Below are 22,517 nucleotides of genomic sequence, written 5' to 3'. Positions count from 1 at the left end.
AGAAATCAGCCTAAACGGTATGTAAACAAACTGAACATACAAGGGCAACAAAAAGAGGGCCCCGAAGGACCCCTTTTGGTTGACGTTATTTTCTGCCTTAGCGAGCTTTGCCGCCCTGCGGCCCGGCGTTGCCTTTGCCTAGATCTCACGCACGCTCTGACGCTCGACAAAATAGGTCGATACGGCTGTCTTGCAGGTATAGCTCTTGGGATTGCGGATGTTGCCCACCAGGCGGCGCACCGCGATCTCGCCCACCTCGTGCTTGGGAACGTGCACCGTGGTGAGCGGCGGGTTGGAGAAGGCACCCAGAGATAGGTCGTCAAAGCCGATGATCGAGACATCCTCGGGCACGCGTATGCCGTGCTCGTTGAGCGCGCGCATGGCACCCACGGCGAGCACGTCGTTTTCGGCAAAGAAAGCCGTCGGCAGGTCGTCGCGCGAGACGCTGTCGAGCCATGCGCCCATGTCGCGATAAGCACCTTCGAGCGTGGTGCCCAGCGTAACGCGCCATGTCGGGTTGGCCTCAAGGTCTGCGTCCTCAAGCGCTTGGCGATAGCCGCGCTCGCGATCCTTAAAGTTGCGGATGCGAAGGTCGCCTGCCAGATAGCCGATCTGCCTGTGACCTTTCTCGATGAGGTGATCCACGGCGCGCAGCACCGAGTCGGTGTTGGCAATGACCACGGCATCGAAGTACTGACGATCGCTCCAGCCATCGAGCACGATCAGGTGGGCGGCAGCGTTGGCAAACAGGGCGTAGTCTTCCTCACCCAGCTCGGTACCCATCAGCACGATAGCGGCGGACGGATCGGCGATCAGGCCCTCGACCTGCGGACGCACGGCGTCCAAGTCGCTAAAGTCGAGCGAGACAAAGCTCGTGCTCATGCCGTGACGACGCGCCTGGCGCTCCACGCCCTCGATGACCGCGGGATGGAAGGTACTCTCGTCCAGAATGGCGCCCGTCTTGCGCGCGAGCACAAACTGAATGCTCTCGAGCTGCGTCGACTGCTGATAGCCAAGCGATTGCGCGCACTCCAGGATGACCTTGGCGGTCTCTTCACTCACGCTGCGCTTGCGGTTGAGCGCGTTGGACACGGTCGCAGGCGAAAAACCGGTGATGCGGCTGATCTCGCGAACACTTGCTTTGGCCATTGTTCCCCCTAGCAACGGCCGTGGCGGAGCATCGCAACTTGATGACTCGACAACTAAACGACCGCAAATTCAATCTAAACAGAATAGTAAATGTTTATGAGCTAGTTTAGCCTGTTGTCAAGCGAAGTGGCACGACTATTCCCCCAACGGGCACATTTACTCGGTAGCTAAAAAAGCCCCGTCCCAAATTGACTACATGGGGCGGGGCACGGAAATCATCTAGCCAAGAACACGGGCCATGCGCGTCTTGAACTCGGACAGGAAGCGCGGGGCATCCACGGTCAGCGCCACAAGCGCGCTCTTGTCCGGATCGGACAGGCGATGCTCGTCGCAAATGGTGCGGCCGCGATACTCGCCCAGCAGATCAACACGCAGATTGCAGCCGAGCGCACCCACGAGCGTGGGGTCGATCGCCACGGCGACGGCCAGCGGATCGTGCAGCGCACAACCACCCAGGTAGGGTGCGTTCATCTCGTACGAGCCAATGTAGTGCTCGACCATGCTTGCAAACGCACAGCCCGCCATGGTGCCCGAGCCCGTCCATCCGGCAATGTCGCGGCGCGTGAGCACCACGCGATGCGTCACGTCCAGGCCCACCATGGTGAGCTTGCGGCCCGAACGCAGCACGGCATCGGCCGCCTCGGGATCGCTTGCCATGTTGGCCTCGGCACCCGCGCTCACATTGCCGGGCACGGTCAGGGCGCCGCCCATCACCACCACGCGGCCAATAGACATCACCGCCGCCGCATCGCGCTCCAGGGCAAGCGCCAGGTTGGAGAGCGGGCCGGTCGCTACGTAGACCAGATCGGGACCATAGGTGCGCGCGGCATCGATCAGATAATCGACTGCAGCGTTGCCATCGGCCGACGTCGCCCCCACCGGCTCATAGGGCGACGCGGGCACGCTCGCGCCGCCGATGCCGTTCTTGCCGTGAATGAGCGCGGTGGACGCCGGCGGCGTATAGGGCTCAGTCGCCTGCAGAGGACGGTCGGCACCCAGGTACACCGGCACCTCGGGACGGCCCAACAAGTCGAGCACCGCCAGGCAGTTGCGCGCCGACTGGTCGACGCGCACGTTGCCAAAACACGTGGTAATGCCCACGAGCTCAACCTCGGGGCTCGCGATGGCATAGGCAAGCGCCATCGCATCGTCCACACCCATATCCAGATCGAGGATCAGCTTCTTGGTTGCCATTGTTCTACTCCGCTTCTCCGTCTTGTACTAAATCGTCTAAACCAAACACGCGCTCAACTTCGGCACGCGTGGGAATCGACTGCTGCGCGCCCAGGCGCGACACCGTCACTGCCGAGGCGCGAGCACCCGCGGCCATACACTCAAAGAGCGGCAGCCCCTCCAGACGAGCCGCGGCAAGCGCACCGATAAATGTATCGCCCGCGGCCGTCGTATCGACCACCGCGCTCGAAAGCGCCGGCATACGCAGCAGCTCGCCGTCGTCGCCGAGTGTAACCGATCCGGCGCCGCCCAGCGTGATGACCGCGGCGCCGGCACCCTTGGCGAGCAAGGCATTGAGCGCCGCGACGCAGCTCGCATCGTCCGCAGGCAAGATGCCCGTCAGTACCTGGCACTCAGTCTCGTTGGGACAAACCAAGTCGACTGCAGGCCAGACCTCCGCAGGCACTTCGCAGGCTGGCGCTGGATTAAAGACCGTATAGAACCCCAGCTCGTGAGCGCAGAAAAGCGCCTCGACAGTCGCCACAAGGTCACATTCTCCCTGGGCGATAAAGACGCTTCCGGCAGCCGGGGCAATCTCGCTGGCGTTGCCGTCGAGCTCATCGGCCACCAGGCGCCTCAGCGCGCGAGCAACGTCCTCGCCCGCAAGTGCATGGTTGGCGCCCGGCGACAGCACGATGCGGTTATCGCCCTCACAGCGAATGATGGTCGCCGTTCCCGTCTCCACGTCGTCGCGACACGCCACAAAGTCACAGTCCACGCCAGCATCTTGGAGCCCCGCCACGAGCGACGAGCCAAACGCGTCGCGGCCGACCGCGCCGATCATGCGCGTGCGCGCACCCATGCGCGCAGCTGCTACGGCCTGGTTGGCGCCTTTGCCGCCGGCGTTGGTGATAAACCCGCTGCCGCCGACGGTCTCGCCCGCACGCGGCATGCGCTCGCACGCCACCGAAAGGTCCATGTTCATGCTGCCGAACACCGCAAGGATGCCGCAATCTGCCATGGAAACCTCCTCGTCCGCGGGCTCTGCACCCGCTGTCGGCCGTCAATCGTGCACTCTCGCACCTCTATAACTTTAGTTCACTTTGATGTGGACGCGCGCTTGAGCTTACGCCAGCAGCAAGCATTCACAGGAGTAGGCGGCTACAATGAAAGCGTGCTGATTATTCTCGTCATTGGATGATGTTTTATGGAACAATTCCCGCGATCGAGCTCGCGCAGCTCACGCCATGCGAGCGATCAACAAGCGCCGCACGAACGTTCGCGCACTAACCGCCAAACCACCGAGCCGCGCCGCGCTGCAGGCTCCCATCGCTCGCCCGCCAACAAGGGCGCCCGCACCGACAGCGCCGCAAAAGAACAGGCGCCCACGCGTCCCAAATCTCGCTACATCCCCGCCCTCGACGGCCTTCGCACGCTCGCCGTTGTCGCGGTGGTGCTCTATCACCTCAACCTCACGTGGGCACAGGGCGGCCTGCTCGGCGTCACGATCTTCTTTGTGCTCTCGGGATACTTGATCACGCGCCTGCTCCTCAACGAAATCGCAAAGACCGGTCGTATCGATCTCAAGAGCTTCTGGATCCGCCGCATCCGTCGCCTGTTCCCCGCCGTGGTAACCGTCGTGGTGGTGACCTGCGCACTGTGCACTGTCTTTAACCATGTGATGCTCACCAAGATGCGCCCCGACATCCTGCCGTCGCTGCTGTTCTTTAATAACTGGTGGCAGATCATGCAGGACGTTTCGTACTTTAACGCCCTGGGCGACCCCTCGCCGCTCACGCACTTTTGGTCGCTTGCCATCGAGGAACAGTTCTATCTTATTTGGCCGCCGCTGCTGCTCGCCATGGTGTCGGTGCACATGAGCAAGCCCAACACGCGCCGCGTGGTCCTGGGCCTCGCCGCCGTCTCCGCCGTCGCCATGATGGTGCTCTACAACCCCGCCACCGACCCCAGCCGCGTGTACTACGGCACCGACACCCGCGTGTTCTCGTTGCTGCTGGGCGCCTGGATGGCCTTTATCCCCGACCGCGACCTGGCGCCTGCGCGCCTTGTCCGCCATCTGGGGCTCGACCGACTGGCCGGCGCCGCCAAGCACGGCAAGTCAAAGAGCGACACCGCCGAGGCCGCCACGACAAAGCCAAGTGAGCTCGCACGCTTTTGGTCCTCCCCCGCATCCATCGATTTGATGGGCGTCGTTGGCCTGGTCGGACTCGCCGCCATGGTCGCGCTCACCAACGGCTATACCGCGTTTCAGTATCGCGGAGGCACGCTGCTGTGCTCCATCCTCACACTGATGGTTATCGCGGCATGCGTGCAGCCCCAGGGCATGGTCGCACGGGCCTTGGCCGCCGAGCCGCTCGTATGGATCGGCAAGCGCTCCTACAGCATCTACCTGTGGCATTATCCGCTGCTGCTCCTCATGAACCCGGTCGCCAACATTAACGACACGCCCTGGTGGCACTACATTTTGCAGGTACTGCTGGTAGTTGCCGCCGCCGAGTGCTCCTATCGCTTTATCGAAACGCCGTTTAGGAAGGGCGCTTTTGGGCGCACCGTTTCCGAGCTCCGCGACGGCACCACCACGCCCGCCGGCTGGATGCGCGCACATGTCCCCACCTGCGCCGTTTGCGCCGTCGTGCTTGTTGTGGCGCTGGGCGGCCTGGTCTTTGTGCCCGACACATCCGCTCTGAGCGGCGAGGGCGCCGAAATCCTAAACAAGGAGGCCAAAAATGCAAAGCCTCAAGATCAGCAGGCGGCCGATGACACCGACAAAGACGACGACGGCTTCCCCGACGGAGCCTACGACCTGCTAATGATTGGCGACTCCGTGTCCCTGCGCGCCGTCGATGCCTTTGACGGCGTGTTCCCGCACAGCCACATCGATGCCGAAAAGGGCCGCCAGTTTGATGCGGGCCGCGCGACATTTGAGGGCTATATCCAGCAGAACCTTGCCGGCAAGATCGTGGTCTTTGCCCTGGGCACCAACGGTTTGGTAACGGACGCCCAGGTCGACGCGATCATGGCCGACGCCGGTGATCAGCGTATTGTCGTGTTTGTAAACACGCGTAGCCCGCAGCCGTGGGTCGGATCCACGAACCAGGCCATCGCCAACGCCGCTACGCGCTACAAGAATGTACGCGTTATCGACTGGTACGGGCACAGCGCCAACCGCAACGACCTGTTCGATGGCGATGGCACGCATCTTTCGACCGCCGGCGTGACCGAGTACCTTAAGCTCATCCACGATGCCGTCAAGAAGGACCTACCCGTGCACCCCGAGGACCACGTTAACGATCCGCAGCCGGCGGCTGTCAAATCCGCTGCCGAGGCACTCGTCAACGCCCTCGCCTACAAACCGCACAAGCTAGGCACCGACAAGTAACGCACAGCCAAATCTGCTTACAATCCGGCACTTGGGACCACTTCCGCGACTTACAAAGCCGCCTCTGGGCTGTTAATTCACCCCAGAGGCGGCTTTATAGCTGCACATCGGTATATAACTAGCACCCTATAGCAGACAAAAACAGGCCGCAGCCCATGGCGGCGGCCTGTTTAGAGTCCAAGAGAGGTGCTACGCGCTGTAGCCCATCGCTTGCAGAACAAACATGACGACCGTCAGCACCGTAATAACGCCGATAGTCGCCCAAGTGAGCACATTCCACACACGGCCGTTGCGGTTGGCGCCCATAATGTGTCGATCGGCGGCAATAACCACCTGGAACACCAGAACCACGGGCAGCAACACGCCGTTGATGACCTGCGAGGTCATCATAATCTGGAACAGGTCGACGCCGGGCATGAGCACCAGCACGGCAGAAATGCCAATGATTGCCGTAATGATGCCGCGATAGACCGGGGCCTCGTCCCAGCTGCGATCGGCACCGCGTTCCCAGCCAAACGCCTCGCAGATAGCGCTGGACGTAACGCCCGGCAGCACACAGGCGGCCAAGAAGCTCGCCGCGACCAGGCCCGAGGCAAACAGCACCGTGGACCACTGGCCCGCAATGGGCTCCAGCGCGCGGGCAGCGTCTGCAGCATCGCTAATCTGAATGCCCGCGGGGAACAATACCGTACCGGTCGTGATGATAATAAAACCGGCAATGACATCGGCGGCAATCGAGCCGCTCACGGTATCGATGCGCTGCAACACGATATCGTCCTCGCCCGCATTCTTATCGACCACGTTGTTCTGTGCCAGGAAAATCATCCAGGGCGCGATGGTGGTACCGATCGTCGCGACCACAAGCGACACGTAGCTGGGGTCATTTTGAATGTTGGGTACAACCAGATCGACCGCCACCTCGCCCCAACTGGGACCAGCCATAATTGCAGCGACAATGTAGGTCACAAACACGCAGCTCACCAGCAACAGAATCTTCTCGATGCGCTGGAAGCTACCCGACATGGTAAGCATCCAAACCATCAGCGCCACAAGCGGCACCGAGATGCTCGCCGGCACGCCAAAGAGGGCAAGGCCGCTCGCGATACCCGCAAACTCCGAAATGGTCACGGCTGTGTTGGCAATCAGCAGCGCCGCCATGGCCAGCACGCTCTTGCGCACGCCAAAGCGCTCGCGAATGAGCGAGGCCAGGCCCTTGCCCGTCACGCAGCCGCAACGTGCCGCGGTCTCCTGCGTCACGATGAGCAGCACGGTCATGACGGGAAGCATCCAGAGCATCTTGTAGCCATAGCTGGCACCGGCGCTGGAATACGTGGCGATGCCGCCGGCGTCATTGCCCGAAAGCGCCGCCAGAAGGCCAGGACCCATGGCACCAAAGATGGCCGCGATGGTCAGCTTTTGCTTGGTGCCCTGCTTTTGCTTGCTATTTTGCACGCGACCACCTAACCCATGACCGACATGGTGAGCAGCACCGCAGCGGCACAGTACGCCACGCACGAGATCATGACGGCAATGACGTTCATGGCGGTACCCGACGTATTGAGGTCGTGCTCGTCGCGCCAGAACAGCACCATCAGGTAAATCACAGCGCTCATGTTGCCAATCAGGCAGACGATGGCCGCGATGTTAAAGCAGCCGGTAAAGAGCTGCTCCTCAAGCATGGGCGCGTCGGGGAACGCCGTGGTGCGCACCAGCTGAGCGCACAGGTAGGTCACGAGCGACAGGATCAGGCCCATGCCCGTGCTCTGGAAGAAGAATCCCAGATACGGCTTGGGTTCATCGTCATGGCCGTCGTACTCCAGGAAGTAGTTCTTGACGAACGACACCATACGCGAGGCAGCCAGCAGCACGAGCGGCATGGCGCACATGGGGAACACCACCAGATGTGCGGAGCCCAGCGCCGTCCCCAGCACTGCCGCCATGATGCACGAGGCAATACCCCACACGACAACCCAGTACTGGCGATGCACAAACCAGCTGAGCACATTCGTCGAGTCGTCGGACGCGCTATCGCCCGAGCCGACGCCTGCGATCTGCAGGTCCTCCTGGTGCTCCTCGGCGATAACGTCCATGGCGTCGTCGAAGGTCACAATGCCCAAGATGTGGCGGTTCTCATCGCAGACGGGGATGGCGACCAGGTCGTATTTGGTCATCTCATCCGTTACGTCTTCCTGGTCCTCGTCGGGCGACACATAAACCAGGTCTCGGTAGGCCAGCTGGCCCAGCGTGGCGTCGCGGTCGGCCACGATCAACGTGCGCAGCGAGAGCACGCCGGTCAGCATACCGCTCGGATCCTCGGTATAGACGTAGTAGACGCTTTCGAAATCCTCGTCGAGCTTGCGGATCGCCTCGATGGCGTCACCGACCGTCGCCGTGGCAGGCAGGGAGACAAACTCCGAGGTCATAATGCGGCCGGCAGTGTTTTCCTCATAGCCCAGCAGGTTACGAATCGCCTTCTCCTCCTGAACGCCCATCAGGCGCAGGAGCTTCTCGGCCTTCTCGTAATCGAGCTCGTCGATCAGGTCGGCGGCGTCGTCCGGGTCCATCATGGCCAGCATCGACGACGCATCCGTGTCGGACAGGCCCTCGAGCATCTCGGTCATGAGCTCGTCGTCATCGAACTCCGAGATGGCCTCGGCGGCCTGGGCGGTGTCGAGCTGCGCGAACACCTGCGCGCGCAGGCGAGGATCGAGCTGCTCGATAATGTCGGCAATGTCGGCAGGATGCAGCTCGCCGAGCGTCTTATGCGACACCGACAGCTGGATGTTCTTAGTCGAGCGATCGAGCAGGTCCATGTAGGACCAGGCGATGATGTCCTCGCCGAGCGGTTTGCCCAGGTGCTTCATAAAGCCCTCGACGACATGTTCAAGAGCGGGGCTGATTGCACGCAGCAGACCGCGGGCACCGACTTCGGCACCCAGCAGGCGCAGCTGATTTTCGCCCGACATGGAAAACTTGATGTCGTTTACGCGCACAACCTTCATGCCCTGCGTGTCGACGATTTGTTTATTGAGCACGTCGCGCGCGAGCAAGAGTTCGGTCGGCTGCAGGTACGAAAAACGGATTTCGGTAGCCGACGTCTTAAGGTATACGCCCGTCTCGTCGATACGGTCGACCCATTTTCGCCAGCTGATCATAAACGGCGTCTTGCCGGGACCGCGGAACGCGAGCGACGTCACGTGCGGAAAAACTTCGCCGGTAGCAATGCCAAAATCGTTCACAACGCCGAGCTTTTCGCCATCGACGTCCAAGACCGGCAGCTTGAGCATCTCACTCAGATAATTCACTGGTGCTCCCCATCATTATTCCTTCGGACCGTGGCCATGCCGGCACGCCATCCGTGGACTTTTAGATATGTATACGCATGCGCGGGCGGCACACCGCTCGGCGCTCACACCCCGTGCATGCGCAAGAAGCACCTGCAAGGGGTCATCGACTGTATGGTCGAGGTTTGGATTTCACCTGCAACCTTTCTCTTGACCCTTGTTATCCGCAGTAACTATAGCATCAGCATCGCGCCGTGACGCCAAATTTATGCTCCAAACATCGCAGGCATACCAAACGCTGACGCATCCGTGACATAGTCGTTTAAAAACGTCCCCCGTGACTAGTCTGTGGTGTCGTTATCTTCGGCGAGCTGGGGAAACACGGCGTTCTTGGGCATGGAAGTCTTCGTTAGCGAGGTGAGTTTTTTGCTCAGCGACGTATCCGTCTTCACCAAATCGCTCAGCGTCACGATCTTGTAGCCCTTGGCGACAAGGCCATCGATGATCTGCGGCAGCGCTTCGAGCGTCTGTTCGGAGCACTCGTCGCTATCGGTGAACAAAACAATGTTGCCCGGAGTCACCGATTCGAGCACTGTCGAAACCTGTTCGTCGGCGCCGTTGAGCAGCCAGTCGCCCGAATCGACATTCCACGAGACCACGGCAGACACCAGGTCCATCGCATCGATCCAGTTTTGCTCGTCAAACGCGGCGTAGGGAGCACGCAGCAACATCGTCTCGAAGCCGGTCGCCGACTTAATCGCCTCGGTGCCCTTCGTGATCTGCTTGCGCACCGCCTCGCGATCCTTGCCCTTGAGCGAATCATCGCTGTAGCTGTTGGAGCCGATCTCGCATCCGGCATCGACAATCGCTTTGGCAGTAGCGGGCGAGGCTTCCGCAGCATCGCCCGAAAGGAAGAACGTCGCCGTGACGCCCTTTTCCTTGAGCACCTGCAAGACCTGCTTGGTCGCGCCGCTCGGACCCTCGTCAAATGTCAGGGCCACGTACTTTTCGTTGCCCTTGGGCGCTACGCTCGCGCACTCGACTACACAGTCGGTGGCGGGCACGACCTCGCCGCGGTCCTGCGTCTTGCCCGACTGCTCGCCGACCCATACCTCGGAGCGGCCCTGAACGCCCCAGGTTTTAACGTATTCGATAGCGCCCGTGCCCTCGACCTTCAACTTGGGCTCAATGGTCGTGACCTGGACCTCGTGCTTCTCGTACGTGTCGCGGCCGTCTTTGACCGTCACTTTCTCGCCGCCCGTTAGCTCGCGGCTATTCCACTTGCCCTGCTTCACCCGTTTGCCGTCCACCTTCACCGACAGCTTTTCGCCGCCACGGCGGGTAAGCACGCTATCGTCGACAGCCAACAAGTCGCCGGCATCGTAGGTGTCGGTCAGGCCTTGATCATCGATAAGGTTCTGCAACGTGGAGCCCACGCGCACCGAAGCCTGCTCCCCATTGAGCACAATGTCCACGCTGCGATTGACATAGCCCACGACGGCAGCGATAAACAGCACGAGCGCACAGCCGACAGCGATGAGCGCATAGGGCAGGCGGGACGGTCGGCGCGGTGAGCGCCCGTTGCCGATGCGCGCGCTGCGATCGCTAAACCCACGGCTATGGTTGAGGTACATCGCGCCGGGTTTACGGCGACGTCGACGCTGACCGCTGGGCAGCTGCCCCAGGTCGCGTCGCGCCGTCGGACGCGCACCCGAGCGCCCGTTTAAGTTAGATCCGTTTTGGCGCATGTGCCCTCCCCCATAAACACAGCGAGCCGGAGCAACATGTCTCCGGCTCGCCCCCCATCATTTGGTACGTCGCTATTTGCTAGCTTTTGACGAGCCCCCGCTCGCCTTTTGATATTCGTCCTTAAAGGCCTTGAACATACCGCGCGTCTTGCCGAGCTGCTTGCCCAGTGCGCGACTGCCCTTGTCCACGGCGGCCGATCCCTTGTCATCGAGCACCTTGGCGCCCTTCTTGACCTTATCACCCACCACGACACTGGCCTCGGCAGCCTTGGCGGCCGCGCCACCCGAATACCCGAGCGACTTGACCTCGTCCGAGACAATCATCGCGCCGTTCTCGTAGCCGAGCAGCATCGTCGGCGGCATCTGTGTGTCGCCCACCAGCACACTCGAGGCAGTGCCGGCGGTCACGTAGAACGTCTGCACGATACCCGAACGCGGCTTGAACTCAACGTCCGAGCAGTAGCCCACGACGTCGCCCGATTCCGTGCGCACGTCCATGCCAACCCAGATGATGCAATCGTCCAGGTTGATATCGAGGCGCTTGGCCGCGGCGGCATCGTAGGTGCCCTTGACATCGTCGACCGCGACAGCACCCTCATAGACGCCGATGGCATCGAGCGCCACAAATCGATCGGGGCGCTCGATCATGCCCGCGATATCGGACTGGCGAACCATAAAGCCCACCACGCGCGTACCGCCCGGGGTAAAGACCGGAAAGTGAATCTTGCCGAGCTTTTTGGGGCTGCGCGGCGTGCCGTCCTTTTTGGTGCGCTTGTCTTCGGCAGGCTTACGATAAACCTTGACGCCGACAAAATCCCCTGCGCGCATTATGCCTCGGTCGAGGGCTCCGTGGCCTCGGTGTCGGCCTCAGTGACGTTCTCGACCACGACGTCGGCAGCGGGCGTCACGTTGCCGCCCGAGATGGCGTCGTTGAGCTGCTCGCGAAGCTGGTCCATGCGCTCGCGGGCCAGGTCGACCTTGGCGCGCAGGTCATCGGTCTTGGCGTCGACCATCGGACCAAAGTCGTTGACCGCGGCACGAGCCTCCTCGGCACCGTGCTCGTAGGTGTCGCGCATGTTGTCCCAGGCATCGTTGGCGATATCGGCGGCCATGGCACGGGTCTCGGCACCCGAGCGCGGGGCCAGAGCAACGCCGATGATAGCGCCGGCGGCAGCGCCAAAGAGCGCACCGGAGACAAAGCTGAAAGTCTTTCCCATGATCATTCCTCTCCTGCGGGCACCTCAATGCCCACCGTTTGAATGCTGTCCATTATACCCGCAGCGCAACACTTGCCGTCGCGCTCATCTGCGTACGGTAAAAGCGCAGGTACATGATGGTGATAAGCGAGTGAGCCTACTCCTGCGGTATGGCAGGCATGGCCACCGTGGCGGCCGGGTCCTCGCCGGCGCCATCAACGAGCGGAAGCGCACCTTCCTGTGCGGGGCCTGCCGGAACCGTCGCCGCGCCACCGTAGACGGCAGCGGGGGCCTCGTGGCTCTCGGCGGTCGCGCCCTCGGTATCGATTGCCTCCTGCAGCTCATCGTCAAAGCTCGGGACACCCTGGGGCTCCGCGGGCTCGGACTCGACAGCTTCCTCAGCAGCTGCCTCGACGCCGGGTTCGGAATCGGCAGGAGCCTCGCCTTCGGCCCCGTCCTCGGCGTTTGCGGCGGCGATGGCCTCGTGCGGATCCTTGCCCTCGGCCTCGGCGCGCATACCCAGCACCAGGTTGCGCAGGCCCGCGACCGTGCCCTCCACGTCAGGGGCAGGCTGGTCGGCGTGCAGATAAGCCCAGTCCATCATAAAGGTCGCCGAAGACAGCGCGCCGATGGCCAGCGCGTCATCGGGGCATGAAAGCTCAACCTCAAAGACACGCTCATCGTGCTCGCTTACGCGGGTACGGCCGCACGAAATGCTGCCGGCGAGACCGGTCTCGTTCATGAGCTCCACTGTCACGTGCTCCAGCAGATGGCAAAGCTCGGTCTGGCCCATGCAGTCCTGGAATTCACGACCGGAATCGCCTAGGCACAGGTGCTTGGCAATCGCGGGCACCAGGTAGTACACGCGCGCCGTGGCCTCGATGTCCTCCGAGGTCATGAGCGGCATGCCGGGGTTCACCAGCACATGCGCGCAGATCTTGTCCTCGCTGACGGTGACCTTAAGGATGTTGAACAGGCCTGCCATAACTCTCCCCTACTCTTCCTTGCCCTACTCGTCGCCGTCGTGCGGGCCCGCAGAGCCCGCGCCCGGCGTCGCCGGCTTATCTGCCGAGGACTCGGAATCCTTCTTATCGGTTTCGGCCGGAGCGATCACGCGAATAAGCGAGATGCGCTGGCCACGCATCGACTGCACCTTGAACTTGTACCCTGCAACCTCAAACACCTCTCCGATGTCGGGCACCGAGTCGCAAAGTTCCAAAATCCAGCCGGCGATGGTCTCATAATCATCGCTTTCCTCGAGCGGCCAACCAAGCTCAATCGCATCATCGCACGAAAAACGCCCATCGACGAGCCACTCACGGCGCGAAAGACGCGTGAGGTACTTGTTGTCGGGGTCGAACTCGTCCTCGATCTCGCCCACGATCTCCTCGACGATGTCCTCGATGGTAATGATGCCAGCCGTGCCGCCGTACTCGTCCACGACCACCACGATCTGGTCGTGCGAAGTCTGCATCTCGGACAGCAGCGGCAGGATGTCCTTGGTGTCGGGCACAAAGGTGGCGTCGCGCAAATAACCGGCGATGGGCTGGTCGCCCTCGCCGTCGAGCGAGGGCTGAATCAGGTCCTTGATGTGCGCGATGCCCGCCACGTTGTCGGGATCTTCGTGATAGACGGGGATGCGGCTAAAGCCGGTCTGGCGCATAGTGGACAGCACGTCGGCGACCGTCTCGTCGTCCTCGCACATAGTGGTGTCCACGCGCGGCACCATGACCTCGCGGGCAACGGTATCGCCCAGGTCGAAGATCTCGTGGATCATACGCTTTTCCTCGTCGAGCAGGTCGTCCTGCTCCGAGACCATGTACTTAATCTCTTCCTCCGAGACGTTTTGGCGATCGTCGGCGCTCTTGATGCGCAGGATGCGGGCCAGACCATCGGAGCAAGCACCAGTCAGCCACACGAGCGGACGGGCGATCTTTTGGAAAAACGACAGCGGCCCCACGACCTGCTTGGACACGCCTTCGGCATTGGCCAGACCAATGCGCTTGGGCACAAGCTCGCCAATCACGATGGACACGAAGGCGACCGCAACGGTGATGATGACCGGCGCCAGTCCGCGCGCGATGGCAGAGAGCGGCGCGATGCCAAAGCTCATGAGCCACGTGGCGAGCGGGTCGGACAAGCTCGTCGAGGCGACCGCGGACGAGGCAAAGCCCACAAGCGTGATGGCGACCTGGATGGTGGCGAGCAGCTGGTCGGAGTCGGCAGCCAGCTTAACGGCGCGCTCGGCGCGTTTGTCGCCTTCCTCGGCCTCGTGCTCCAGCACGGCGCGCTTTGCCGTGGTGAGCGCCATCTCGGACATAGAGAAGTAGCCGTTGATGAGGGTCAAAACGAGGGTGGTGATAAGGGAGATGGTTATGTCCATCGGGAGTTTCTCGAACCTCCAAGATTCGGGACGTTAGGTAGTAAGCGTAGATAACGGATAGGGCAGTTGCGTCCGGCGGCCGCTTGGATGGGTCCACAGGCACAGACGTGATCGCTAGATTACGAAGAGGATCACCGCCATGAACTGGAAGATACTGCCGGCGAGCACCCACAAGTGAAACACACTGTGCAGGTAGCGCACGTTTTTAGCGATGTAGAACGGCACGCCCACGGTGTAGCACACGCCGCCGACAGCGAGCAGGGCAAGTGCCACGGGGTTGAGCAGCGACACGAGCTCGGGCAGCTTAAAGACGACGAGCCAGCCCATCAGCAGGTAGACCAGGCCGCTTACCCAGTGCGGTTGACGCTCGCGCATAAAGCACTCGAGGGCGATGCCGATAATGGCGATGGCCCATACGGCAAAGAACAGCATAGGGCCGCCGTCGTTTGCGAGCGTGATGAGGCAAAACGGCGTATAGCTGCCGGCTATGAGCAGGTAGATGCAGCTGTGGTCGATGATGCGAAACACGCGCTTGGCGCGTGCGGGCTGAATCGCGTGGTAGAGCGTAGAGGCTAGGTATTCGAGGATAATGCTGACGCCATAGACAATCGCCGCGGCCATGTGAGCCGGGCCTCCGCCGCGAAGAGCGGCAAATACGATCAGGAGCACCAAGCCCGCGATACCCAGCAGGCAACCGACACCATGGGTGACGGAGTTCATGATCTCCTCGCCCACCGTGTAGTGTGGAACGGCCGCGGCCTTGGGTCGCGGCTTGGAACTGTCGCTCGAATCGGACATGCCGGTTACATCCTCCAAGTAAATAGTTCTCAACACTATATCAAAGCGTCTGGGTACGTGCGAAATTTGCACCATACGTGACCCCTTGTTTACCCATTCTTTTCTTGTTGACGCATCAACGGCAAACAATCATGGTTGGTTACAGCGCTGGAGGACCGTTTTGGCTCCCGCCTTCGGAAGTATGCGGCAAAATCTGGAACTGCCGACCAGACCGCAGTTTTACCAACAATTTATCAGGGGTTTTGTTGCCAAAAAATGTCGTGTGCTCGGCGGTCTCGAAATTTGCCGCATACTTCCGGAAAGCCGCCCGCGAGCGCTGTACTCACGGGCGGCTTTTGCTCGAATTACGCCACAAAGGCGCTTATATTGTCCAATAGCTAGGCGCTATTTGACCTCGATAAGCTCATACTTGCTCGTGCCCAGGCCGATCTTCTCGGCGTGCGCGATGCACGCGCGCCAGTCGGTGTCGGGATGCGTGATGCAGAAGGGGTCACGCGCCTGCTCGCCCTCCAGATGCTCGTGGTTATGCTCCATCTTGGCCGCGCTATCGGTGAGCTCGGTGTTGGGCAGCGGCTCGGACGCCATGACGGCATCGGCACAGGCCTGGTCGATGGCGACCGGGTCGAAGCTCGCGAACATGCCGATATCGTTGACGATAGGCGTATCGTTTTCGGGATGGCAATCACAGTTGGGGCTGATATCCATGGCAAGCGAGATGTGGAAGCTCGGGCGGCCGTCGACGACGGCCTTGGTGTACTCGGCGATCTTGCAGTTGAGCACGTCGGCCGCGGCGTCATAGACGGGCTTGATGGCGTCCTGGTTGCACACGCCGATGCAGCGTCCGCAGCCCACGCAGCGATCGTGGTCGATGGCAGCCACGTGCACCGTGCGAGTAGCGCCGCTGGCAAGCTCGCGCTCGCGGGTGTCGTCGAACGAGATAGCGTTGTGCGCGCAGATCTTTTCGCAGGCACGGCAGCCAATGCAGTGCTCGGTCGCGACGTTCGGCTTGCCGGCGGCATGCTGCTCCATCTTGCCCGCACGGCTACCGCCCCCCATGCCCAGGTTCTTCATGGCGCCGCCAAAACCGGACTGCTCATGGCCCTTAAAGTGGGTGAGGCTAATCACGATATCGGCATCCATGAGCGCCTGGCCGATCTTGGCCTCGCGCACGTACTCTCCGCCCTCGACCGGGACGAGCGTCTCGTCGGTACCCTTAAGGCCGTCGGCGATGATGATCTGGCAGCCCGTGGCATACGGGGTAAAGCCGTTCTGATAAGCGGTATCGATGTGCTCGAGCGCGTTTTTGCGGCTACCGACATAGAGCGTGTTGCAGTCGGTGAGGAAAGGCTTGCCTCCCAGCTCCTTCACGACATCCGCGACGGCGCGGGCGTAGTTGGGGCGCAAAAAGCTCAGGTTGCCCAGCTCGCCAAAGTGAATCTTGATAGCGACGAACTTGTTCTCAAAGTCGATCTGCTCAATACCGGCGCGGCGGATGAGGCGCTTGAGCTTGTCGAGCTGGCTCTCGCGAGCATGCGTACGCAAGTTGGTGAAGTACACCTTAGCGGGTGCTGTGGGTGAAGTTGCGGTCATATATATCCCCTCGGTCTATATGGCGTTACAGACATAGAGGATGGTACCCGTTAAAGCGGGGTCAAAGTCAAGTACGGCGCCTAGTCATTGGGGACAGACTTAAATGAGTGACTACTCATTGGGGACAGACTTAAATGACTGAAACCACTCATTGGGGACGGACTTAAATGAGTGCCTCGCCACCTGGCGGCTAGGGACGTTCCTTTCCTGCCGGCAGCTGGGGACAGCCCTTGCCAACCCTGCCGGCGAGCCGGCGAATCGGCAAAGACTGTCCCCGATGACTAGTCGTTTAAGTCTGTCCCCAATGACCACCCTTGGTCGTTTAAGTCTGTCCCCAATGAGCACCCAATGACTAGGTGGCTAGGCGTGGGATTTGGCGTGAGTGAGGGCTAGGCCTACGGCGGCGATGGCCATGGCAAAGAGCACCGTGACGCCCAGATCGCAGACGATGTCGCCCAGCACGGTGGACGTCAGGTCCGACGAGAGCGCCTTGCCGATTGCGTCGTTCACCCAATACGTCGGCACAAAGTGCGCCACCGTCTGAACGGCCGGGCCCATCAGCGACAGCGGCATCCAGGCGCCGCCCAAAAACGTCATGAGCATGCCAAGCAGGTTGCCCACACCGTTGAGCAGCTCCTCGCGCGCGCCCAGGCTCGACAACGCAAAGCCAACGGCCAGCGGCGTGCACGCCAGGGCAAACGTTGCCGCCAGTGCCAGGCATACACGACCCACGCCGACCTCGGCGACCGCGCCGGCAAAGCCCACGACGCCCATCATGCTCGACACAAACCAGATGCAGACGGCGAGCACGGCGGCGGCCGCAAACACGGCAAGCGAGCGCTGACGCTCGGAGACCGGACTGGCCTCCGAGCGGCGCACGCGCTCGGGCTCGTTCATGCCCGAGAACACCAGCCCCACCGATACGATGACCGACGAGATAATCGCGTACGCGCCAAAGTTGAAGTACGACTCAAGCGTGGCGGCGGCTGTCGAGTCGACCTTGACCTGCTCAATCTCGACCTCCGCGCGCTTGACGGCGGCATGCTCGGCGGCCTTGGCGACGTCACCGTCGGAGGCAGTAGGATCAAGTGCGGCCGCAGCGCCCGCGAGCGAGATCCAGCGCGAGGCCTCGGCAGACGAAAGCGCCGCCGCCATGGTGCCGGCACCGTAGGTCACATCGAGCTTGGGCAGGGGCTCCCCCGCTCGGGCGGCTGCAACGAGGTCGTCCTCAAACCCCTCCGGGATAAAGAACACGCAGTCGGCGCTGCCCTTGGCACTGTTGCTCTTGGAGAGCGCGTCCGCAAGGTCGTAGGTGTCCTCGCCGATACCCGTGACCAGATCAAAGCGCGAGCCCAGGTGCTTGGTAAGCGCACGCGAAAGGTCGCTGTCGTCGCGGTCGACCACGATCACGTTGGTGTCGTAGGGCTCGTACTCGGTGAGCTGCGACGAGTTCCAGCTCACCGAGGCCGCGATGAATACGCCCATGAGCGAGATGAACACCGTATAGATGAGCAGGTAGAACGGGTGCGCCAGCGCCATGCGAAGCGCAGTCTTAAAGGTGCTCATAGCGGCTCCTTCCAAAGATCAGCGTGGCGACGGCAACGAACAGCAACGCCATAAGGACCAGCGCGCCAGCGCGAACGGCAAAGGGACCCAGGTCCTCAAAGAAATACAAGCGGTTGAACATGTCGCAGATTAGCTTGACGGGATTGAGCCAACTCTCGGCCGGGCAGGCGCGGGCGACGTCGTCGGCAAGCGCCATCGCCGGCTCGCCGTAGAGGCCGGCGAACAGGGCGCACGTGGTGGCAAAGCCCGTGAGGATGCCCGACTTGGACGCCTTGCCGCCCTTAACGGGAAGCGTGCCCACAAAAAGGCCCAGACCCGTGGCGGCAAGCGCGGACACGGCGCCGCCCACCAGGCAGAGCCCCTCGCGCCCGCCAAAGTCGACCCCCACGACCAGGCGCACGTAGCCGATCGCAATCGTCATCGAGGCAAAGGAAACCAACCACGAGCCCACAAAGATGCCGGCCAGCGACGCCGTCTTGGAAAGGCCACCCACGCAGCGACGCGCGCCAAGGCCAGACAGATTGGGCTGCAGGTCGACGACGCTCAAGGCGGCAAACTCGGCAGACATCATCGCAACCAGGCCAAAGAGCGCGTAGTAGTAGATGACCGTGCCATCGGGCGTGGCACGCGTCAGGCTCACACGGCGGATTCCGCCCTCGAGCGACAGGGCGCGCGCAACCGCCTCTGGGTCGGCGAGCGCCGCCGGGTTGTCCTGGGCAATCTGGCGCATGAGCTCGGCATTTTGCGTATACGAGCTTGCCACCGTCTCCAGGATGCTGCGGTCGGTGAGCACCGACGTCGCACGCGAGCTGTCATAGCTCGAAAGCAACGTGAGTTTGGGCGTGCCCGCGGCATCGACCGTATAGATGCCCGCGACCTCGCCGGCCTTAAGAGCACGGTTCGCATCGACTGCATCGTCGCACTCGTGGACCTCGAGCAGTTGGTTGTCGCCTTCCTTGGCAAGCGACGTCGCCACGTCCTTAAAGGTCGAGGCGCCCCAGGCCTCATCCGCCACGACGGCCACCGGCACCGGGTCGACCGTGCCGTCGGAGCTCAGATTCGCAAACATAAACATGAACATCGTGGAAAGCGCGACGGGAAAGATCGCGCCCCAAACCCACGTGCTCGGCCGGCGCAACAGCGTCTTGACCGTAATGATAATGGTGTTGAACATGGCCGCCCCCTAGTCGCGCAGCTTGCGGCCGGTGATCTCGAGGAACACGTCGTTGAGGGTCGGCGGCTCGCTCCACACGCGGCCGAGCGCCACATCGGCAGTGCGCAGCGTGTCGAGGATGTCAACCAGGTTGTGCGGGCTCGCTTCGCAGGTGCAGACGAGCTCGCCGCCGGAAAGCTCAACCGAAAGCACGTGCTCGAGGGCGCGCAGCCGCTCGACCGTGGCGAGCTCGACGGCGCTGACCTCGACGGTCACGCGCTCGCCCATCTGAATCATGCGCTTGAGCTCGTCGTTGGTGCCCTGCGCCAGCACGCGCCCGCCGTCCATGATCATGATGCGGCTGCAGATCTGCTCGACTTCCTCCATGTAATGGCTGGTATACACCACCGTGGCGCCTTCGTCGCGCAGGCGGCAGATGCCCTCCAGGATGGCATTGCGGCTCTGCGGGTCGACGGCCACCGTGGGTTCGTCGAAGAAGATGAGCTCGGGCTTGTGCGCGATGCCGCAAGCGATGTTGAGGCGACGCGCCAGGCCGCCCGAGAGCTTGCCGGGGCGAAACTTGGCAAAGTCGCCCAGCCCGACGAAGTCAATCGCCTCATCGACCAGCTCGCGACGGCGCTTGCGGTCGTTGACGTAGAGGCTGCAGAAATAGTCGATGTTCTCGCGCACCGTGAGCTCGTCGAACACCGCCACCTGCTGCGGCACCACGCCGATGCGGCGCTTGAGGTCGTAGCGGGCGGGCGTCATGGGCTCGCCGAACAACTCGATGGTGCCTTTGTCGTAGGCGAGCAGCTGCAGAATGCAGTTGATGGACGTGGTCTTGCCCGAGCCGTTGGGACCCAGCAGGCCAAAGATCTCGCCGGGGGCTATGCTCAGGTTAAAGTGGTCGAGCGCGATAAGATCGTCGTAGCGCTTGACGAGGTTTTCGACGTGGACGATGTCTGTCATGAGGTGGCCCTTCTGTTGATTTCGGCCCGGTACGATTGCATCATCGCAGGTGCGGGCGGCGCGCACCAGTGAGCTTTGTCACGAGTGCGACGGGGGCGGGCGGGAGGAATGTCACGGTTGCGGCACCTAAGCAATCGTCGCGCGCACCATCGCGTACAATACCCGTATGAACAGGCTATTCGACAAATCGATCATGCTGGCGTGCTGCATTGCGGCCGCCATGGGTCTTGCTGTGGACGCTCGCTTGGTCACGGCGTTTTGTCTTGGCGTCGTAGTCGCCTCGCTTACGGAAATTGCGCAAGGCGAACGTGCCCGCCGCGCCGGTGAGGCCGCGAGCTACGCTTACATTATGGTGGCCGTCTTTGTGCCGTCGTTTGTGCCGTTTGCGCCCCTCGCCCTCTATGACATCGCGCGACGCGTGCGCCGTGAACACGTTTGGGTCGCGCTGGGCGCCGGCGCCATCTTTGTCTGCGCACTCGTCGCATATGCCCACGCCGGCGCGCTTCCCACCCGTGCGCTGCTGTTGACCGCCATCCTTTCAGTCGCCGCCACCTTGCTGTCTCTGCGCACCGCTCAGCTGGAGCGCGAGCAGGAGCGCATGCGTCGCACCCGCGACGAGCTGCAGGAGCGAGCCCTCGCGCTCGAGGCGCGCAACCGCGACCTTGCCGACCGCCAGGACTACGAGGTCGAGCTCGCAACGCTCGCCGAGCGCGCCCGCATCGCACGCGAGATCCACGATAACGTGGGGCACCAGCTCACGCGCGCCTCGCTGCAAACCGAGGCCCTACGCGTGGTCCACGCCAACGAGCCCGGCGTCGCCGCCGACTTCGCTGACGTCAAGCGCACCGTGGACGAAGCGCTTCAGCTCGTGCGCTCGAGCGTCCACGCGCTCAACGACAACGCGGCGAATCTCTCCGTACAGCTCGAGCGCATCGTGGAGGGCGCGCGCTCAGATGGCGGGCCGCAGATTGAACTTGAGGTTTTGGCCGAGCATGCGCCCGCAAATGTCGCCAACTGCTTTGCGGCGGTCCTGCGCGAGGCGCTTTCCAACGCCATACGCCATGCTTGCGCCCATGCTGTCACCGTACGATGCATGGAGCATCCGTCGTTTTACCAGCTCATCGTTACCGACGATGGCGCAGGCGGGGCTCAAGCAAGCGGCCGCAACGTCACAGGAGGCATGGGGCTCGGCTCCATGCGCGAGCGCGTCGAGGCGCTTGGCGGCACCTTCACCGCCGGCCCGCGCGCCGGCGCCGGCGGCTGGCGTGTGTTTGCCACCGTTCCCAAACAGCAAGGAGATGAGGGCCGATGAGGCTCATCGTTGTCGACGACGACCGCTTGGTGGTCGATTCGCTCAAGATAATCCTGGGCGCCCAGCCGCAGATCGAGGTGGTGGGTACCGGCGCCGACGGCAACGACGCAGTGGCTCTTTATGCCGAACACGCACCCGATATCGCGCTGCTCGACATTCAGATGCCGGGGCGCGACGGGCTTTCGGCGGCCCGCGAGATCCTTGAGCGCGACCCTGCGGCGCGCGTGGTGTTTCTGACGACATTCTCGGATGACGAGTACATTGTGTCGGCGCTCAAACTGGGTGTCCGCGGCTACCTGATCAAAACCGATGTCGCTGCCATTCCGCCGGCGTTGGCCCAGGTCATGGACGGCAAACGCGTGCTCGAGGGTAAGGCGATCGAGGATATCAACTTTGATGGGGCGGGCGTCGAGGTGGGCACGACCCGCCGGCCCGCGGCCTTCGTCAGCCTGACCGACCGCGAGTTCGAGGTCGCCGAGCTCATTGCCCGCGGCCTCGATAACAAGGAGATTGCCGCCACCGCCTATATGGGCGAAGGCACCGTGCGAAACCACATCAGCTCAATCCTGGCCAAAATGGGCCTGCGCAACCGCACCCAAATCGCCATCGCCTACCTGCGAGGGTAGTTGCCCGAAGACCGACCGCCCCGATATAACAAAATGTCTGCTACCGGTTTAATGCCATTTCAAAACTATGCCGGTTTACGGGGCCAAACTCAGGACCCCCATCCATACCCGCGTTTTCTGTAAAATGACGGCTCGTCTACCTGCGGTTTTATTTTCACGAATATCAGCAT

18 protein-coding genes are annotated in these 22,517 nt (G+C 62.2%); 3 read left to right on the top strand and 15 right to left on the bottom strand.

Annotation, left to right across the window (positions count from 1 at the left end; genetic code table 11):
• Positions 1 to 138: 138 nt before the first annotated feature.
• From ACTQXI_RS05610 to ACTQXI_RS05600, 3 genes are all read right to left on the bottom strand, one after another.
• Positions 139 to 1,149 (bottom strand): LacI family DNA-binding transcriptional regulator, encoded by a 1,011-nt coding sequence (locus ACTQXI_RS05610; protein WP_427793677.1) that lies wholly within the window; start codon positions 1,147 to 1,149, stop codon positions 139 to 141.
• A gap of 219 nt (positions 1,150 to 1,368) precedes the next feature.
• Entirely contained in the window at positions 1,369 to 2,343 is a 975-nt protein-coding gene (locus ACTQXI_RS05605) for a nucleoside hydrolase (RefSeq protein WP_441048962.1), read from the bottom strand.
• A gap of 4 nt (positions 2,344 to 2,347) precedes the next feature.
• On the bottom strand, positions 2,348 to 3,343 hold the full coding sequence (locus ACTQXI_RS05600) for a ribokinase (RefSeq protein WP_441048963.1): 996 nt from the start codon (positions 3,341 to 3,343) through the stop codon (positions 2,348 to 2,350).
• 186 nt (positions 3,344 to 3,529) lie between these two features.
• Here ACTQXI_RS05600 and ACTQXI_RS05595 point away from each other — a divergent pair, with 186 nt between their 5' ends.
• Positions 3,530 to 5,722: an acyltransferase family protein gene (locus tag ACTQXI_RS05595; RefSeq protein ID WP_441048964.1), complete on the top strand. Its 2,193-nt coding sequence runs from the start codon at positions 3,530 to 3,532 to the stop codon at positions 5,720 to 5,722.
• Positions 5,723 to 5,911: 189 nt separating this feature from the next.
• On the opposite strand, the gene ACTQXI_RS05590 is transcribed toward ACTQXI_RS05595, so the two are convergent.
• The 12 genes from ACTQXI_RS05590 to ACTQXI_RS05535 form a co-directional block, all read right to left on the bottom strand.
• On the bottom strand, positions 5,912 to 7,108 hold the full coding sequence (locus tag ACTQXI_RS05590; RefSeq protein WP_427747655.1) for an Nramp family divalent metal transporter: 1,197 nt from the start codon (positions 7,106 to 7,108) through the stop codon (positions 5,912 to 5,914).
• Between the two features lie 74 nt (positions 7,109 to 7,182).
• Positions 7,183 to 9,027, bottom strand: a complete 1,845-nt coding sequence (locus ACTQXI_RS05585) for a magnesium transporter (protein ID WP_427718082.1) — start codon at positions 9,025 to 9,027, stop codon at positions 7,183 to 7,185.
• A gap of 320 nt (positions 9,028 to 9,347) precedes the next feature.
• Positions 9,348 to 10,754, bottom strand: coding sequence for a polysaccharide deacetylase family protein (locus ACTQXI_RS05580; protein WP_441048965.1), 1,407 nt, complete (start codon positions 10,752 to 10,754; stop codon positions 9,348 to 9,350).
• A 72-nt stretch (positions 10,755 to 10,826) separates the two neighbouring features.
• Positions 10,827 to 11,582, bottom strand: coding sequence for a PRC-barrel domain containing protein (locus ACTQXI_RS05575; protein WP_441048966.1), 756 nt, complete (start codon positions 11,580 to 11,582; stop codon positions 10,827 to 10,829).
• Entirely contained in the window at positions 11,582 to 11,971 is a 390-nt protein-coding gene (locus ACTQXI_RS05570; RefSeq protein WP_154516595.1) for a YtxH domain-containing protein, read from the bottom strand. The genes ACTQXI_RS05575 and ACTQXI_RS05570 overlap by 1 nt, the downstream gene beginning before the upstream one ends.
• A 136-nt stretch (positions 11,972 to 12,107) precedes the next feature.
• Positions 12,108 to 12,935 (bottom strand): cyanophycin synthetase family protein, encoded by an 828-nt coding sequence (locus ACTQXI_RS05565; RefSeq protein ID WP_427718075.1) that lies wholly within the window; start codon positions 12,933 to 12,935, stop codon positions 12,108 to 12,110.
• 24 nt (positions 12,936 to 12,959) lie between these two features.
• Complete coding sequence (locus tag ACTQXI_RS05560; protein WP_154516597.1) at positions 12,960 to 14,333, bottom strand: hemolysin family protein; 1,374 nt, start codon at positions 14,331 to 14,333, stop codon at positions 12,960 to 12,962.
• A 114-nt stretch (positions 14,334 to 14,447) separates the two neighbouring features.
• Positions 14,448 to 15,131 carry a PAQR family membrane homeostasis protein TrhA gene (gene trhA, locus ACTQXI_RS05555; RefSeq protein ID WP_441015314.1) on the bottom strand — a complete coding sequence of 228 codons (684 nt, stop codon included), beginning with the start codon at positions 15,129 to 15,131 and terminating at the stop codon, positions 14,448 to 14,450.
• Between the two features lie 384 nt (positions 15,132 to 15,515).
• Positions 15,516 to 16,721: a DUF362 domain-containing protein gene (locus tag ACTQXI_RS05550; protein ID WP_441063931.1), complete on the bottom strand. Its 1,206-nt coding sequence runs from the start codon at positions 16,719 to 16,721 to the stop codon at positions 15,516 to 15,518.
• A gap of 360 nt (positions 16,722 to 17,081) precedes the next feature.
• The gene (locus ACTQXI_RS05545; RefSeq protein WP_441548412.1) at positions 17,082 to 18,287 is read right to left on the bottom strand and encodes an ABC transporter permease; all 1,206 of its coding nucleotides are present in this window, start codon (positions 18,285 to 18,287) and stop codon (positions 17,082 to 17,084) included.
• Complete coding sequence (locus ACTQXI_RS05540) at positions 18,274 to 19,461, bottom strand: ABC transporter permease (RefSeq protein WP_441048968.1); 1,188 nt, start codon at positions 19,459 to 19,461, stop codon at positions 18,274 to 18,276. The genes ACTQXI_RS05545 and ACTQXI_RS05540 overlap by 14 nt, the downstream gene beginning before the upstream one ends.
• A 9-nt stretch (positions 19,462 to 19,470) precedes the next feature.
• Entirely contained in the window at positions 19,471 to 20,409 is a 939-nt protein-coding gene (locus ACTQXI_RS05535; protein WP_441048969.1) for an ATP-binding cassette domain-containing protein, read from the bottom strand.
• A gap of 166 nt (positions 20,410 to 20,575) precedes the next feature.
• Here ACTQXI_RS05535 and ACTQXI_RS05530 point away from each other — a divergent pair, with 166 nt between their 5' ends.
• Both ACTQXI_RS05530 and ACTQXI_RS05525 read left to right on the top strand, forming a co-directional pair.
• A complete protein-coding gene (locus ACTQXI_RS05530) occupies positions 20,576 to 21,721 on the top strand; it encodes a sensor histidine kinase (RefSeq protein ID WP_441048970.1) in 1,146 nt (381 codons plus the stop codon).
• Positions 21,718 to 22,347: a response regulator gene (locus ACTQXI_RS05525; protein ID WP_441048971.1), complete on the top strand. Its 630-nt coding sequence runs from the start codon at positions 21,718 to 21,720 to the stop codon at positions 22,345 to 22,347. Before ACTQXI_RS05530 ends, ACTQXI_RS05525 begins: the two co-directional genes overlap by 4 nt.
• Positions 22,348 to 22,517 lie beyond the last annotated feature (170 nt).

Source organism: Collinsella sp. LCP19S3_C9 (genome assembly GCF_052121575.1).
Taxonomy (GTDB): domain Bacteria; phylum Actinomycetota; class Coriobacteriia; order Coriobacteriales; family Coriobacteriaceae; genus Collinsella.
The sequence above is the reverse complement of the archived record's forward strand: the minus strand, read 5'-3'. Positions and strand labels throughout refer to the sequence as shown.

Bases quoted from the DNA above. Each gene is read 5' to 3' on its own strand.
- ACTQXI_RS05600 (WP_441048963.1), bottom strand. From the start codon at position 3,343: ATGGCAGATTGCGGCATCCTTGCGGTGTTCGGCAGCATGAACATGGAC.
- ACTQXI_RS05540 (WP_441048968.1), bottom strand. From the start codon at position 19,461: ATGTTCAACACCATTATCATTACGGTCAAGACGCTGTTGCGCCGGCCG.
- ACTQXI_RS05545 (WP_441548412.1), bottom strand. From the start codon at position 18,287: ATGAGCACCTTTAAGACTGCGCTTCGCATGGCGCTGGCGCACCCGTTC.
- ACTQXI_RS05565 (WP_427718075.1), bottom strand. From the start codon at position 12,935: ATGGCAGGCCTGTTCAACATCCTTAAGGTCACCGTCAGCGAGGACAAG.
- ACTQXI_RS05560 (WP_154516597.1), bottom strand. From the start codon at position 14,333: ATGGACATAACCATCTCCCTTATCACCACCCTCGTTTTGACCCTCATC.
- ACTQXI_RS05530 (WP_441048970.1), top strand. From the start codon at position 20,576: ATGAACAGGCTATTCGACAAATCGATCATGCTGGCGTGCTGCATTGCG.
- ACTQXI_RS05595 (WP_441048964.1), top strand. From the start codon at position 3,530: ATGGAACAATTCCCGCGATCGAGCTCGCGCAGCTCACGCCATGCGAGC.
- ACTQXI_RS05570 (WP_154516595.1), bottom strand. From the start codon at position 11,971: ATGGGAAAGACTTTCAGCTTTGTCTCCGGTGCGCTCTTTGGCGCTGCC.
- trhA (WP_441015314.1), bottom strand. From the start codon at position 15,131: ATGTCCGATTCGAGCGACAGTTCCAAGCCGCGACCCAAGGCCGCGGCC.
- ACTQXI_RS05525 (WP_441048971.1), top strand. From the start codon at position 21,718: ATGAGGCTCATCGTTGTCGACGACGACCGCTTGGTGGTCGATTCGCTC.
- ACTQXI_RS05610 (WP_427793677.1), bottom strand. From the start codon at position 1,149: ATGGCCAAAGCAAGTGTTCGCGAGATCAGCCGCATCACCGGTTTTTCG.
- ACTQXI_RS05590 (WP_427747655.1), bottom strand. From the start codon at position 7,108: ATGGGTCCTGGCCTTCTGGCGGCGCTTTCGGGCAATGACGCCGGCGGC.
- ACTQXI_RS05575 (WP_441048966.1), bottom strand. From the start codon at position 11,582: ATGCGCGCAGGGGATTTTGTCGGCGTCAAGGTTTATCGTAAGCCTGCC.
- ACTQXI_RS05550 (WP_441063931.1), bottom strand. From the start codon at position 16,721: ATGACCGCAACTTCACCCACAGCACCCGCTAAGGTGTACTTCACCAAC.
- ACTQXI_RS05605 (WP_441048962.1), bottom strand. From the start codon at position 2,343: ATGGCAACCAAGAAGCTGATCCTCGATCTGGATATGGGTGTGGACGAT.
- ACTQXI_RS05580 (WP_441048965.1), bottom strand. From the start codon at position 10,754: ATGCGCCAAAACGGATCTAACTTAAACGGGCGCTCGGGTGCGCGTCCG.
- ACTQXI_RS05535 (WP_441048969.1), bottom strand. From the start codon at position 20,409: ATGACAGACATCGTCCACGTCGAAAACCTCGTCAAGCGCTACGACGAT.